This is a genomic window from Bacillus thuringiensis (genome assembly GCF_001595725.1).
GTDB classification, from domain to species: domain Bacteria; phylum Bacillota; class Bacilli; order Bacillales; family Bacillaceae_G; genus Bacillus_A; species Bacillus_A thuringiensis_K.
On the sequence record NZ_CP014282.1, the window covers coordinates 2,852,686 to 2,869,004 of the forward strand.

The window sequence follows — 16,319 nt, forward strand, 5'->3', positions numbered from 1 at the left end:
TTTAAAACGAAAGACACCCAATCGAATTGAGTGTCTTCTATTTTTATTTTCGAATTTGACCATTTCCACGAATCACATATTTTGTAGAAGTTAATGCAGGAAGCCCCATTGGTCCTCTTACGTGTAACTTTTGTGTACTGATGCCAATTTCTGCGCCGAATCCGAATTCAGATCCATCAGTAAAACGAGTTGACGCATTATGATACAGTGCAGCCGCATCTACAGCTGTGAAGAATTTGCTGACGTTTTCCTCGTTTTCTGAAATAATCGCTTCGGAATGCATAGATCCATACGTATTTATGTGATGAATCGCTTCTTCTATAGAAGAAACTACCTTCACTGCCAGCATGAGTGATAAAAATTCTGTACCCCAGTCTTCTTCTGAAGCAAGTACTATTGAAGAATCAATTACCAATGCTTTCTGATCACCACGTAACTCCACGCCGCTTTCCTTCAAAGTAGAAAACAACTCGCTACCATATCGCCGCGCCCACTTCTCATGAAGTACAATCGTTTCAATGGCATTACATACAGATGGACGCTGCGTTTTTGCATTTATAATAATATCAATTGCCATTTGTTTATTGGCTGTTTCATCAATGAAAATATGACAATTTCCTGCACCCGTTTCAAGTACTGGAACAGATGCTTCTCTCACTACCGTATCAATTAATTGTTTGCCACCTCTTGGAATAAGAACGTCTAAGTAATCATTCATTGTAAACAACTGCTTTGCGCTATCCCGTGTTGTGTCTTCTATGAGCTGTACACTTTCTGGAGGCAAGCTTGTTTGTTTAAGCGCCCGGTGAATAACGTCAACAATAGCTTTGTTAGAATTGATAGCAGAAGAACTACCACGTAATATAACTGCGTTTCCTGTCTTTAAACAAATTGTAGCAGCATCTACTGTTACATTTGGCCTTGCCTCATAAATCATACCAACAACACCAAGTGGTACACGCATCTCCTGAATAAATAGTCCATTTGGTCGCTCCCATTTGCTTACACATTCTCCAACAGGATCACGTAATTCAATTAATTGCTTAATTCCCTCTGCCATATCAATGATACGCTGTTCATTCAGCATTAGACGATCAAGGAGTGAATCAGAAAATCCTTTTGCCTTACCTTCTTCGATATCTCGTTTGTTTTCCTCTAAAATATAAGCTGTTTCTACTATTAACCTTTCAGCAATGGCAGCAAGTGCTTCGTTTTTTTGACTTGTAGATTTTAGTACAAGTTCTCTAGCAACTTCTTTCGCCCTTTTCCCCTTTGCCAACACTTCATTCATTTTTGTTTCCTCCTTTTTAACATCACTATTCTTAAAGTGAAACCCAATAATCTCTATGAATAACTTCATAATTATGTCTTTCGCCTCTTGCTTGAATATGTTGGCTTTGCATACCTTTTATCTCTCTTAATTCCTCTGCGCTATAGGTGCATTGCCCTTTTCCAATTACGTGCCCTTGTTGCGTCATTACTTCTACGACATCGCCAACTTTGAAAAATCCTGACACATTTGTAACGCCGGCAGGAAGAAGACTCTTACCATGCTGAATGATAGCAGTAGCTGCACCAGCGTCTACTTCAATTTGTCCGCTAACGAGCGAATGCAACGCGATCCATTGCTTGTTCATCTTCATTTCTTTTTGAGGAGCATTTCCGATATATGTTCCATCACCTTTGCCCTTTAAAACATCTACAAATTTCTCTTGTCCACGTCCTGTTCCAATAAATACACTCGCACCAAGAGAGAGTGCTGTCTTTGCAGCATCGATTTTTGATTTCATTCCGCCAGTCCCGAGTTTTGAGCCAGCATCTCCTGCAAGAGAAGCGATTTCTTCTGTAACTTCAGGAAGGAAATAATATTTTTTCGCATCCTCATTTTTCTGAGGATTTTTGTCATATAAACCGTTCACATCTGTAAAAATCATAAGCATATCAGCTGAAACAAGTCCGCTTACTAAAGCTGACAGCATATCATTATCACCGAACGTTAGCTCCTCTAAAGAGATGGAATCATTTTCATTAATGATTGGAAGAGCAGAACGGTTTAATAACTCTCCTAAAGTAGCGTAAGCGTTACTATATTGTTCTTTTCTAGAAAAGTCACTTCTCGTCAGCAATAATTGCGCAGTTACAATACCATATTTACGGAATTCCTCCGTGTACGCCTGCATTAACAAGCTTTGTCCGACAGCCGCAGCAGCCTGTTTTCCTTTAATTGTCACAGGTCTACTTGGATATCCTAGAGCAGAAAAACCTGCAGCAACGGCTCCAGATGTAATTAACAAAACTTCATGTCCTTCCTCTTTCAATCGAGCCAATGCGGCAACATGATCTGAAAGTTGTTCTTTAGAAATGCCTCCGTGACTATCTGCCAAGGAGCTGCTCCCAATCTTAACGACAACTCGTTGTTTTTTCACTTTTGTATCCCCCAAATCTAAAATCAAAGTTTTTTATACATTACACTTTTATTCATACAGCTTTCAGTCATTTCTATTCTCATTATTGCTGCACCTAGCCTATTCAAGAGCAAAATAAAAATGACCGCTTCGCCCTTAATAAAATAAAAAGGACGAAACGGTCATTGTTCCGCGGTACCACCTTAATTGATATACATAGATATCCACTTGGCGCCTATAACGCAGGCGAACGCCTAAACTTTCATTTAAGACTCAGGGATAGGTTCGATATATTCTATACGAGGAATCTTTCAGCCGGTGAATTCCACTCTCTTTCGCAAGAAGACATATGTACTATTTCCCTTCAACGATTTTCGGTTTAATTTTTTTATATTATGCGATATAGTTTGATTTGGTGTCAAGAGGTATTTTAAAAAATAAATAGAGCGACAAGTTCTTGTATGAAATGATTGCCCTACTGAATGAAAATACAAATTGATATAACTGCAACTCATATTCATAAACATAATACCTTACATTATAGTGTATATATTTACAGAATGTCGAATATAATTCATTTTTATCTTTTACTGTTGCAAAAAGGAATATATTCTCTTAGAATGTTTCTTTATATTGCCTGGAGATGTTATTGTTATTTTAAGATAACAATTTCGAAATAATATAATTTATTAAAAAGGAGCAAGATTGAGTTATTATGGATAAACAAATTGGATTCATCGGATGCGGAAATATGGGAATGGCTATCATTGGCGGAATGCTAAACAAAAAGGTAGTGTCTGCAAATCATGTTATTTGTTCGGATTTAAACACTACGAATTTAAAACATGCTAACGAAAAATATGGGCTAACTACAACTACTGACAATAATGAGGTAGCTAAAAATGCTGATATTTTAATTTTATCAATTAAACCGGACCTATACGCAGCGGTCATTAACGAAATAAAAGAAGTCATCAAAAACGATGTTATCGTCGTAACGATCGCTGCCGGCAAAAGCATTAAAAGTACTGAAGAAGCTTTTGATAAAAAATTAAAAGTTGTAAGAGTAATGCCTAATACACCTGCTCTTGTTGGAGAAGGAATGTCTGCGTTATGCCCTAATGAAATGGTGACAGAAAAAGATTTAGAAGATGTGCTAAACATTTTCAATAGCTTTGGTCAAGCAGAGATTGTAAGTGAAAAATTAATGGATGTTGTTACATCAGTAAGTGGTTCTTCACCAGCATACGTATATATGATTATAGAGGCGATGGCAGATGCTGCTGTACTAGATGGTATGCCTAGAAATCAAGCATATAAATTCGCTGCTCAAGCTGTATTAGGGTCTGCAAAAATGGTACTAGAAACAGGAATACATCCAGGTGAATTGAAAGATATGGTTTGTTCTCCTGGCGGAACAACGATAGAAGCTGTAGCAACATTAGAGGAAAAAGGCTTACGCACAGCCATCATTTCAGCTATGCAGCGCTGTACGCAAAAGTCTATTGAACTGTCTAGCCAAACAAAAAAATAAAACGATAAAAGAGATCATGTTAGCTATGAATTCATATGAATTTAACTAGAAATGCACTACATGATAAACGGCCAAATTCGAATATACTTGAGTTTGGCCGTTTTAGTTTTTAATTATATTAAAATAATTTTACTCATCACACTACTTTACTTGTGTAATTTTATTAGAAACTAATAATTTTTCAATGCATTTCGGCAACATATCTAATAGCGTTTCAAATGCGTAGTTTACATCTAGACGTTCTGTCCATTGATGTGCATCTTTTCCTACCGGTCCCATATTTAATACTGGAACGTCAAACTCTTCTAGTTCCTGAAGTGGAATCGAGTAACCTTTATCCCATAATGGCATATTGTCTACAAGTGAACTCATTGAATGTAGTGGATTCTGTAAGCCCACATAGCTCAAATCTGAAATTCCTCCAAAATAGTTTTGGTTTTCAAATGTAATGTTATGATTGTAATGTGCATACTTTTCCATTTCTGCAACTACTTCTTTAATTAATGGATCGTTGCGTGAACTTACAGCTGGATAATATGGTGGAGCAAAGAAAAGTACAATCATCGGCGCCTTTTCTTTACATAAAATAGCTAGTTTATCTACTAAATCAATTGTTACCGCACGATCATCTTTCTCTTCTCTATTTTTTATTATACTAGATTGAATATCATCTATTTTCGCTTGACCATGTTGTTCAATTGCATAAGCGATAAGCTCTTCGTACGTTAATACATTCACTTTCATATTAGGCGGTATAAACGGATTATATTTAGAAAAACGATATGCTTGCTTTTCATATTTCTCTTCTATTTTCTCTGCTATTTTCGTTACTTTTTGACGTAACAATGAAACGACATCTGTCATTGATTTTTCTAGTAAAAACAAATTAAATAATGTAACGGCACGATGCGGAATTTGTACAGAATAATCCTCCTTTAAGTCCCGTTGAAGTAAGTTAGTTGGCGGAGGACTCGCTTCCCCTTCTACAATATCACAAAGGTCCGTATTCAACTCTAATTCTGCTGTTATTAATGACGCCATATAACTACCATTTAAGCCCGCAAAAGGTTCACCTACATGTGTTTCTTTACCATAGCAAAGAAATCCAGGTAACACTTTACCAATAGAACCCGTGTAAATATACTTATTTTGGTCACCAGGATGTCTTGCAAACATAGGCTCTGAATTTAGGACTGTTTTATAATTTAAATCATGTTCTTTTGCTAACTCTAGTAATCTTGGAACAGCAGCCCTCATCCCCACCGAATTTACTTCTTCATCTGGAACAGCTAATAAAAGTACATTTCCATCAAATCTTCCTTCACAGGCTTGCTCAATCATTGCCATTTGTAACGTGAGGCCGCATTTCATGTCCATTGTTCCTCTACCAAATAGCCAATCTCCTTGTTCTATATCTTCACGTACATGGGCTGGTAGTTCATCTTTATGAGAATAAAACATAGACGTTAACTTTTTAGGGTTGAATGCATCCTCTTTCCATACTCCGTAATCTTGTACATCTACAACATCAAAGTGACTAACTAGAATTACGGTATTTTTTGTACAATCGCTTTTCTTTACGAGCGCTGTAACAAAATATCGTCCGTCCCCTGTCGGATTTTTTTGTAAATGATGCGGGTTTTCTTTGAAGTACTGTAAATCAGATAATTGTTCCACAACAAAGTCTGGCAATATTACTTCAGCTTCTGTACCTGTAATACTAGGAATTTCAACTAGACTGCTTAATAATTGAATCAATTGTTCTTTTGATTGCCACTTTGACATATAAATCCCCCTATTTTTCCGCATTATGAAAATGAATTCCAGTATATGAATAAAAAATGACGACAGTTATCAAAATTATGGTTCTGATGTACTGCCGATTTTTATTGATATTTCATGAGCTGCTTGTTTTACCTTATTAATAAGAAAAGATAGTCGATCTTCATTAATACGATGACTAATTAACCCAACACTTAATGCTCCCACTACATTATGATTAAATCCAATAATTGGTGCAGCTACTGAAGCAGTTCCTTCTGTTTTTTCTCCATAACTGACAGCATATCCTTCGTTTCTTATTTGCTTTATTTGATCAAGAAGAATTCGCTTTTGTTCTGGTAAAGCAGGAAGTAGCTGCTCAACAATATATTCCATTTCATTCTGTTTCATATTGGCTAGCATCGTTTTATTTGCAGCACCAATTGAAAGAGGAATCTGTTCCCCTAAGTTATCAATAACTCGAATTTTTAAAGGGCTATCAATTCTTTCAATGATAATAGAATGTGTTCCATTTGGAATGTTCAAATACACACTTTCTTCCACTTCAGAGGCTAATCGCTTCATCACTTCTCTTGCCACAGATCTGTAGTCTACTTTCTCCAATTGACGTAATCCTATTTCCATCCACATGGGCCCGATTTTGTATTGTTTCGTTTCTGAAATTTGCGTAACTAACCCATGCTCGATTAGAGAATTAAGTAATCTATGTACTGTACTAACTGGGAGATGTGTTCTGTCCGCTATATCAGAAATAGCCCAATATTCTTTTTCATTAGTAGAATTTAATAACTTTATAATACTTATCGCTCGATCAATGGACTGTACCATAACTCACCCCAACTTGACTTGTAATATGTTAGTACGCTCAATTACCTATCAATTTAACAAATATTCAAAATGAAATCAATCAGTTTATTTAATTTTCTAAAAATAAATAAACATAACTCAATAATAATTTGAAAGCGCAAACAAAAAAATATTGACTTTTCTTTTTAATTATCTGAAAATTATAACAAGATTTCACATCACGGAATACATTCCACAATACAGAAAAACATCAAACTTTATTCTATCAACTACGAAAGTGAGGAAAACAATGACGCAAGTAAACAATACAAATAATGAATTAAAACGTACGATGAAAAGTAGACACTTATTCATGATTGCACTCGGTGGTGTGATTGGAACGGGGTTATTTAACGGATCTGGCTTTATTATCAGTCAAGCTGGGCCTGGTGGATCCGTACTTGCCTTTATGGCCGGTGGATTATTAATGTATTTCGTTATGCTATGTCTTGGTGAACTCGCTGTAGCCATGCCTGTTTCGGGCTCTTTCCAGGAATATGCCACTAAGTTCATCAATCCTGCAACTGGCTTTACAATCGGATGGTTGTATTGGTTAAGCTGGGCGAATACGACCGGTCTTGAATTTACAACTGCCGGCATTACAATGCAGCGCTGGTTTCCTGATATTCCTGTTTGGGTTTGGTGTTTAATATTTGGCGTTACGATTTTCACTATTAACGCATTATCTGCTCGTAGTTATGCAGAAACAGAATTTTGGTTTTCAAGTATAAAAGTATCTGCCATTATAGCTTTTATAATTCTTGGTGGCGCCGCTATGTTCGGTTTTATTGATTTAAAAGGCGACGAACCAGCTCCGCTATTTTCAAATTTCGTAAATCATGGTGGTTTATTCCCAAATGGACTTGCAGCTATTCTATTAACAATGGTTACAGTCAATTATTCCTTCCAAGGTACAGAGCTTGTCGGAATCGCAGCAGGTGAAAGTGAAGATCCAGCAAAAACTTTACCTCGTTCTATTAGAAATATTATATGGCGCACAATGTTTTTCTTCGTCTTAGCAATCTTTGTTCTTGTTGCTTTAATTCCTTGGGAAGAAGCTGGATTAACAAAGAGCCCATTCGTTGCTGTTTTTGATAATATTGGTATTCCATATGCAGCTGATATTATGAACTTTGTTATTCTTACTGCTGTTCTTTCTGTTGCAAACTCAGGACTATACGCTGCTACTCGAATGCTTTGGTCTTTATCAAAAAACGAAATGGCTCCAGCATTTTTAAAGAAATTATCATCACGTGGGATTCCTCTCAACGCTTTAATCATGACAATAGCTATTTCTGCTTTTTCTCTTTTAACAAGCGTCGTAGCTGCTGAAACGGTTTACTTATGGTTAATTTCCATTTCTGGAGTCATAACAATTATTGTTTGGATGTCAATTTGTGTTTCTCAATTCTTTTTCCGTAAACATTATTTAGCAGACGGAGGAAGATTAGAAGACTTAAAATTTAAAACTCCACTTTATCCACTTGTACCAATTCTTGGTTTTGGATTGTATGGCATTATATTAATCAGTCTTATCTTTATCCCTGAACAACGACTTGGAATCTATTGCACTGTACCATTTATTATCTTTTGTTACACGTACTATCACTTTAAAGTTAAGAAAAGAATTGCTACTAACAGTCAAAGTGAAACTAAAATTAGCGAAACTTCGTAATATTGTACGATACAAAAAAGACCACACGTGGCGTTTCACTTCATGTGTGGTCTTTTTTCATTATTTTAATATGATTTCATCTGAATTTAATGAATATATCCCCTCTCCTACAAAAGTAGTAGAGGGTTCATTTAAACACTTACTACCTCAGTGGGATTTATCACATTCCAATTTCAATATAATAGTAAATAGGTATATCGGATATAGATGTACATTACTAGGCTTATACATATTTCAACTTTAGAATTACATTTACTATTCAATTGGTAGTTACCAATAAAGAGAGGAATGATCATAATAATACAGAACATATACGAAACTCATTTACATGTAAGAAATTTAGAAAAGGCAATAAATTTCTATCAAAACAAGCTAGAATTGACGTTAGCAAGAAAACTCTCCAAAAAAAGAGTGGCTTTCTTTTGGGTCGGAGAAAATAAACAACAAATGCTTGGACTATGGGAAGTAAATAATATCGAAGACTTTGAGCTGAGACATTTTGCTTTTGGTGTAAATTTAGAGTTTTTAATGACTTCTAAAGCGTGGTTAGAGGAACGTGGAATAGAAGTGATAGGAAGTCAAGGAAAAGGAAATCAAGAGCCAATTGTCCAAAGGTGGATGCCCGCTGCAAGTGTATACTTTCTAGATTGTGATAGAAATAAATTAGAATTCATTTCTATGTTACATGACAATCCAGATGAATTAGAATATGCATCCTATTTAAGTGTATGGAATGCGAAACACCAAGAAAAATGAATGAAATTTCCGTTCAAGTCTTTTCTAATTTTTTAGATATAATGTTGTACGATCCACCTTTTGCTATTAATTTTCGTCGGATTTATGAACAGTTATCGTAATGGAAAATTCATGATAACTCCACTTGTTAACATAATGCATTTACTGTCACTTTATATTTGTACTTACGTACGAGCAATTCCTAATCTGCTTCAATTACAATTTGAATTATGTAAATTTTCCTCTTATCTGGCATCTACTCTTTAAACACAAACTCCCCTTAAATCGAAAATGATTAAGGGGAGTTTTATATACGATGCAATTATAGTTCAGATTTCACTCGAACAGAAACATTATTTTTAATTATATTTTTGACATCTTTAAAGCTAACAAAATTGTTACTTTTCTCATCCCAAAGACGGAAACGTAGTGATTGTAAGCTTGTAGCAAGCGTAATCGTTGGTACATTTTTTAACGGAAGCGTATTATTGTGTGCCTCTTCTAGTTTATAGTTAGGTACTCTTGGACTTAAATGGTGAACATGATGGAATCCAATATTACCCGTTAGAAATTGCAAAATTTTAGGAAGCTTATAAAAAGAACTTCCTTCCACTGCCGCTTTCACATATTCCCAATCTTTATCCTCTTCAAAATAAGAATCCTCAAATGTGTGCTGTACGTAAAACAGCCAAATCCCTACTGAACCTGCTATTAAGAATATAGTACCATGTACTAACAGAAACGATTGCCACCCAATTGCCCAGCAAAGTATAGCTACTACAGCAACAATTATAATATTCGTCAAATAAGTATTCATACGTTCTTTCTGTCTTGCACCTTTTCGGTTAAATCTATTTTTAAGCAAGAAAACATAAATCGGACCTAATCCAAACATAACGAATGGATTGCGATATAAACGATATGCTAAACGAAGTCTAAATGGTGCTGCTACATATTCATCAACTGTAAGCGTCCAAATATCCCCTGTACCCCTCTTATCCAAATTACCACTTGTAGCGTGGTGAATAGAATGCTCATGCCCCCACTGATCAAATGGGAATAATGTTAAAACACCCATACACGTTCCAACTATTCTATTTGCACGTCGACTTTTAAAGAACGAATAATGGGTACAATCATGAAAAATAATGAAAATTCTTGTCATAAATCCAGCGGCTAACAGTGCTGGAACTAAAGTTAACCAATAAGAAACTGACAAACTTTTATAAGCAAGGTACCATAAAATAATAAATGGCACGATTGTGTTGATCAGTTGCCAAACACTTTTTTTAATCGTTGATTTTTCAAAAGGAGCAACTTGTTTTTTTAAATTTTTAGTATTTTCTAAGGTCATTGTTCTAATTCCTTTCCTTTTTGTTGCTAATTCATATTATAGCACACTATTAGTATCAGGTGTTAAAAGTAGCTATAATAAATATTTTATACTATGAAAATCTCTTTTTTCTTACTCATTACTTACAAATTTCTTACGTCTAAAATAGGTTCTATAATTGGACAGACGGAGCATTTTATGTATCAAAGAAACTTCGAATTTTTCCAATAAGTACAAAAAAAACAGAGAGTTTTTTCACAAGAAGAAAAAAGCTGCAATCAGTCAGTTTCACCGACTTATCGCAGCTTCTCTTCTTTTTACCTTATTTTATCGATGAAGCCAAACTGCACCTGCAGACTTGTCTTCAGCTTGGCCTACGACTTCAAACTTCAGTCCTAGCTTCGGTAACTTACGTCCTGCATCAGGAATAACGCTGTTGATGTATTGCTTAGAATCATCAAATTTTGCCACTCCTGGTAATCCTTTATAATCAAAGATACCGCGTGTTGGTGAATTTACTTTCCATGCTGGCGTTTGATCAAATGAGAATGCCGCATCAGCAATTTGATAACGCGTACTGCTCTTCACAGTAGGTTTTCCATTTAATGTCCCTACAATTGCCTCTGGATGAGAATCTACTACTCCTAAGAACCCTTCACCTGGATGAACGCCTACCCAGTTATCTGTAAAGCTTTGATCCGCATACCATACAACCATTCCTGTATTAAATACTGGTCCACGTGCATGTTGTAACGCAGTGTCAGAACCAGCGTAATTTCTCCACTCTACATAGTAATTATGTTTTTTCTGTTCAAATCCGTTAGACACAGTAAAGCCTTTTAACGTCATTGCTGGCTGACCTTCTGCATCATCAGAGAAAACAACTTTTCCATCTACAGTTAATGCTGCATTATCTAACGCAAACCCTTTATAAGCTACTGCAATATCTGTTAAGTACTCAAATTGCAGTTTTACTTTTTTTCCTTTGAATTGGCTTAAATCGTATGATTTATCAACCCACTTACCATCAGTTGTATCCGCGCCGCCTTTTACATCTTTTTCGCCCATTCTATCAATGCGTGTCTTCGTTCCATCTTCTGCAAACGCATATACGTCAAGGAAATCATACTTCGCTTCAAGTTCGTAAAATGCGTTATAATCGAACTTAGCATCCTTTGCATTTGTTAAGTCAAATACTGGTGTCTCAAGTGTTGTATGAATGTCATTTCCTTTTGTACTGTAATAGAACTTCTTACCAAACGCTGATTCGATATTTTTTATATCTTTGTCCGGCAAGTTAACACGAACGATTCCAGGTCGTTTAGATTTTGTAGTGCTTTGATCTACATATGTCGCAACACCGATTCCTTTGCTAAGTTTGTCATAATCTACTTCAAGGATATTCGCCCAGTTCCCCTTCATATTCTTTTGGAAAAACTCTTTATTTTGTGGTGAGAAACTCGTTGGCTCTGTTCCTGCAATTTTTCCAGCCCAGCTACCACCACTCATAATAGACCATGACTCAACAGGTTCACCTTGTCCTGAGTACTTTGTATCATATTCATCTGGTAAACCTAAATCATGACCATACTCATGCGCAAACACACCAACTGCCCCGTCTTCAGGCTCGATTGTATAATCGTATGCAGCCATCTTTCCGCCCCAGTTCGAAACAGAAGATTTCGTGCCATCAATTGCATATGGTTTTGAACCTAGTTTTGAACGATGTGACCAAATCGCATCATCTTTCAATTTACCGCCGCCAGCTTCTTGACCAACGCCAGCATGTACAACCATTAAATGATCGATAATGCCATCTGGCTCATTTTTATTTCCATCACCATCTTGATCGTATTGATCAAATTGGTCATAGTCTGCTAAATTGATTCCTTTTGCTACCGCTGCTTTTAATGCTTCTTTCACAAAATCTTTTGGTCCTAAAGGCCCCTTGTTATCATGCCCAGTACCCGCATCAGCACCATAATCTGATGCTTTTCCTGGAACAGTAAGCCACTCTGTTACAGTCCCATCAACTGTATAGCTACCACCAGATTGTTCTTCATAATATTGCTTAAATGTGTTAATCTTCGATCCATCAAATAAAGTGAATGGTTCATCACCAAATAACATTTTTTGATAATGTTCACGATTAAAGTCCTTAGAATACATGTATCCTGGCTCTTGATCAATATTGTTATGCTTAAAATCGCTAAATTCTACAAGTAAAACAAGTACTTTATCTTTTCGAACAGCTCCATTGTATTCTTCTTGCTTCGCTGATGTAGTAGGTACTTTTCCATTTAATTTCCCTGGATTCAATGCTGCACCTTGTCCAGCTACTGGGCCTACTTCAGGCTGCTGTGCCTGTTCATTTTCCTTCATTTTTGCATCTTTTACTTTTTTCATAAAATCAGAAGCTTCTTGTGTAAGACTATCTCCTGTTAAGATTTCTTTCCCAGGGTTTTCCCCTTTCTTTTTCTCAACATATTTTTCGACAGCCTTTGACGTCTCAGCTTGTGATGCAGATTGATCAATTACCCCCCGTTGTTTTAGCGCTTCTGCCAAACGCTCCTCCGGTATTAAGTGCTCATCTATTGGTAGAGATGATGTTGGTGTCTCAGCATAAGCTGCGTGATCTCCAAAAGCAAACGTACTACTTAGTACTGCTGCTGTTGTTAATACCGCTAATGGTTTTAATTTCTTTTTCAATGTATTTCCTCCCCAATGTCTGCAAATTATCGTTTTTTGCCGATAACAACATAATATTCGTTATAATGCGAATATTCAATCTTTCTCAACAAATAAAATGTTGAGAAAGATTTTTTTATGCAGGGTGAAATACATAAGATATAAAAACAAACAGACTCTCCTATAAATAACAGTGAACTTTTATATGTTCTTAGTTACAATCAAAATCCAGTAAATCTAGGATTCATACTTTTTTAATAAAAATAAGAATTAAATATTTTCTATACTATTTAATCTATGGATTACCATATTACTCACTATTCTCATTATTACAAGCTAATAGTGGTTCGTACATCATTATAGCGTGATTCTCTGTTACATATTGATCTTCTATTAACTGTTTCTGTTGATTATATACTTTACGTTGAATCACATTATGTCGTATATAACCGCCCCAGTATGCAGGTTGAATTGAGTGTTCTTTCTCATACACTTCATATTGATACAGTTGCGGATAGACTGTTCTCCATTCACCAACTAAATGTTCATCTGTCATATAAAGGTGAAGTTGATACGGTTGGTCCGTTTCATTTTTAATTTGTAAATCCAAATAGTTATAGGAACAAGTCGCCCCACTCCCAAACGGTTGAGTTCGCCTAGAGTCAGGAAAGACATCAAAGCTATGACGATATCGTTCTGTTACTGTCAGTGGTGTATGTAAAGTCATCCAATATATTAAATTCGAAAGCTGACAAAGACCTCCTCCAATACCTGTTTGAAAAGATCCGTAATGTAATACCATACCTTCTACATACCCTTTTTTCCTCGTTGGCTTACCTATTAAACGCCAGTAAGAAAATGTTTCTCCCGGTCTAATGACGATACCATTTAGTTTTTTAACAGCAATTTTCAAATTAACAACCTTATTCTGTTGATACCACATATCTACATCTTTGAGCTTACGAAGTAATATCGTTCGGTGCTGAATTGCTGTACAAGGTAGCTTTTTTTGTTGGAACCTTTTTGCATATGTTTTTCCATCTGCCAACCACTGAATGTACCTCTTTGTAGAGTAATACCACTTCCCTAGCATAATGCGATACTTAGACCGCTGTTTAGGACGTAAGTGCACTATATTCATTTTATTCCCTCTCTCTTTCTTCAAGTAAATTCTAATATATTTCTAATTCAATAAATTACAGTTTTCTTAGCTGCATAATAATTTCCGCAAAAAAATAATAAATTTACTCTAGTGGAGATTTTATTTTGATGATTGCTTTATAATTATATGAAACTGCGCTGCAATACGATAAATTGAAATAAACATATTATAAATATAACGGATAACCTTAAATAAAAAATAATGAACATTAAAGAAATTCTAAAGTATTAATATATTTTTCGTAAATATTAATTGATAACACATTAGACTTTACTATATGTATAACTTCTTATTCTACAAAATGAAATTTTTTAATGTAAGAAAAAATATAATTTCCCTTTAACATTTATACAAGTCTCATATGGAAAACTTTACAAAACAATTCGAACACTTATATTTAGAATAAACACAAAAAATTGCCACCAGTTAGCTTAACTGGTTGGCAATTTTTTAACGAGAATGCTTTACAAATAGTTGAATTGCTTCTTCTGGTACATAGCACTTTCCATTACTCTCTACAATAATACTTCTTAATTCATACCCTTTACCATTGATACGAATTATATTTTTGTTACCAAATAATTGTGCTTCTACTTTATTATGTTTTACTACGAGTAACGGGTTTGCTCCTTCGATTTTGTCGGCTGTTACAGTTGCACCGATTTTCTTAAAGGCTTGTTCACTCTCTAAAAATATTTTATTCGTTACTTCTTCTAAGTTAAAGCCCATCGCTTTCGCCATCGTCTTCGCAATGTCTGTATTTTGGATTAAGCCTTCTGGTTTTTGAGGTCCATAAGAATGTAAGAATACATCCTCACCTGTATGTCCTCCTGTCGTAAAGCCGATATTTGCACGATTAGCCAATAATGTAGTAAGAATTCGTCCTACATCCATTTTCTTTTTTGCCACTTTTAATTTTTCTTTTTCATCATGAGTTAGATTATCCAAACCGTATAGTTTAGCTACATCTTCTACATTTGATAAATCAGATTTCAATTTATTTATAGTTCCTTCAAGTGTCATTTTCGCCTTTTTCAATGGATCAATGTATGCAGAAACCGGTGTAGTATTGTATCCTTTTGTCGTATTCCTATTCCCTATAGAGATGCCGCTGTTACCATGATCAGTTAAAGCGATGAGCATCGTATCCCCATCTTTCTTCGCAAATTGTAACGCCTTTGCTACCGCTTCATCAAATGCCAATACATCGCTAATAATCCCAATTGGATCATTAGCATGAGCTGCCCAATCTGGCTTACTACCTTCTACGAATAAAAAGAAGCCATCTTTATCTTTTGATAATGTTTGAATTGCTTTTTCTGTCATTTGAGAAAGTGTTGGTTGTTCTGGATTTGTTGCTATACGATCCATATCAAACGCAAGAGCATGATGTGAGAAAGAGCCCCAAATTTTATTAGATTTGGAGTTCAATAACGCATCTTTCGTTTCAACAAAATCGTACCCTTTGTCTTGAATCACCTTTACTAAATTTTCACCATCTTTTCGGATTCCATTACTTTTTATAGGTAGAAGCGCCGCTTTTCCCCCGCCTAATACGACATCTATATTTTGATATACTTGCTGCTTCGCAATTACGTCAAAATGTTTGCGATTGACATGGTGAGCGGAGAATCCGGCCGGAGTAGCATGCTGAATTTCAGATGTAGCAACAATGCCAGTTGCACGACCAGTACATTTTGCGCCTTCTAATACGTTTGCGACCGGCCGTAACTTTTCTTCTTCTTTTATTGGCTGTAAGCTAGGCGAACTTACAATAGAAGGTAATACACCTACATATCCTGAATTCGATTTATTTCCAGTTGCTAAAGCTGTTGCTGCTGGCGCTGAGTCTGTAATAGCTGATTCCGCCGAAAACGTACGAACACCTCCTGTTACAATTTGATCTAACGTAAGCGGTGCCCCTTTATACCAGCGAGCCAATGTTGTCGCCGTTGAACTCGTTCCGTCCATAACCATCATAATTATATTTTTAGGCTGGTGTTCTACTTTTTTCACCTTAGCTTTGGCCGCATGATAATTCATCATACTTTCCGTACTTAATACGCTTACTATTATAGCTCCCACCAATAGTAACTTTTTCATCTTCACACCATAATTCAACATGATTGTTCCTCCATAAACTTTGCATTCATTTCAAT

Annotated in this window: 11 protein-coding genes and 1 other annotated feature; of the genes, 3 read left to right on the forward strand and 8 right to left on the reverse strand. The window is 35.7% G+C overall.

All coding sequences use genetic code 11. The features are described 5' to 3' along the window. Positions 1–43: 43 nt before the first annotated feature. Entirely contained in the window at positions 44–1,291 is a 1,248-nt protein-coding gene (locus tag AXW78_RS14380; RefSeq protein WP_002181437.1) for a glutamate-5-semialdehyde dehydrogenase, read from the reverse strand. Positions 1,292–1,322: 31 nt separating this feature from the next. Further along, complete coding sequence (gene proB, locus AXW78_RS14385) at positions 1,323–2,426, reverse strand: glutamate 5-kinase (protein ID WP_000744796.1); 1,104 nt, start codon at positions 2,424–2,426, stop codon at positions 1,323–1,325. 145 nt (positions 2,427–2,571) lie between these two features. After that, positions 2,572–2,782: a binding site (T-box leader), on the reverse strand. 338 nt (positions 2,783–3,120) lie between these two features. Between proB and proC the strand changes: the two genes are divergently transcribed. Further along, positions 3,121–3,939, forward strand: coding sequence for a pyrroline-5-carboxylate reductase (gene proC / locus AXW78_RS14390; protein WP_000360712.1), 819 nt, complete (start codon positions 3,121–3,123; stop codon positions 3,937–3,939). Between the two features lie 141 nt (positions 3,940–4,080). On the opposite strand, the gene AXW78_RS14395 is transcribed toward proC, so the two are convergent. Together AXW78_RS14395 and AXW78_RS14400 are read right to left on the reverse strand one after the other, a co-directional pair. After that, on the reverse strand, positions 4,081–5,724 hold the full coding sequence (locus AXW78_RS14395) for a M20/M25/M40 family metallo-hydrolase (protein ID WP_061884299.1): 1,644 nt from the start codon (positions 5,722–5,724) through the stop codon (positions 4,081–4,083). A gap of 75 nt (positions 5,725–5,799) precedes the next feature. Further along, positions 5,800–6,549 carry an IclR family transcriptional regulator gene (locus AXW78_RS14400; RefSeq protein ID WP_061884300.1) on the reverse strand — a complete coding sequence of 250 codons (750 nt, stop codon included), beginning with the start codon at positions 6,547–6,549 and terminating at the stop codon, positions 5,800–5,802. 268 nt (positions 6,550–6,817) lie between these two features. On the opposite strand from AXW78_RS14400, the gene AXW78_RS14405 reads away from it, so the two are divergent. Both AXW78_RS14405 and AXW78_RS14410 read left to right on the forward strand, forming a co-directional pair. After that, positions 6,818–8,242, forward strand: coding sequence for an amino acid permease (locus tag AXW78_RS14405; RefSeq protein ID WP_061884301.1), 1,425 nt, complete (start codon positions 6,818–6,820; stop codon positions 8,240–8,242). Positions 8,243–8,539: 297 nt separating this feature from the next. After that, complete coding sequence (locus AXW78_RS14410) at positions 8,540–8,998, forward strand: VOC family protein (protein ID WP_061884850.1); 459 nt, start codon at positions 8,540–8,542, stop codon at positions 8,996–8,998. A 301-nt stretch (positions 8,999–9,299) separates the two neighbouring features. Here the strand turns inward: AXW78_RS14410 and AXW78_RS14415 are convergent, their stop codons facing one another. The 4 genes from AXW78_RS14415 to AXW78_RS14430 all read right to left on the reverse strand — a co-directional run bounded on the left by AXW78_RS14415 (position 9,300) and on the right by AXW78_RS14430 (position 16,284). Beyond that, complete coding sequence (locus AXW78_RS14415) at positions 9,300–10,331, reverse strand: Delta(5) desaturase DesA (RefSeq protein WP_000171504.1); 1,032 nt, start codon at positions 10,329–10,331, stop codon at positions 9,300–9,302. Positions 10,332–10,637: 306 nt separating this feature from the next. Continuing rightward, entirely contained in the window at positions 10,638–13,019 is a 2,382-nt protein-coding gene (locus tag AXW78_RS14420; RefSeq protein WP_061884302.1) for an immune inhibitor A domain-containing protein, read from the reverse strand. A 289-nt stretch (positions 13,020–13,308) separates the two neighbouring features. After that, positions 13,309–14,139 carry a VanW family protein gene (locus AXW78_RS14425; RefSeq protein ID WP_002181436.1) on the reverse strand — a complete coding sequence of 277 codons (831 nt, stop codon included), beginning with the start codon at positions 14,137–14,139 and terminating at the stop codon, positions 13,309–13,311. Positions 14,140–14,610: 471 nt separating this feature from the next. Further along, positions 14,611–16,284: an alkaline phosphatase gene (locus tag AXW78_RS14430; protein WP_061884303.1), complete on the reverse strand. Its 1,674-nt coding sequence runs from the start codon at positions 16,282–16,284 to the stop codon at positions 14,611–14,613. Positions 16,285–16,319: the final 35 nt, after the last annotated feature.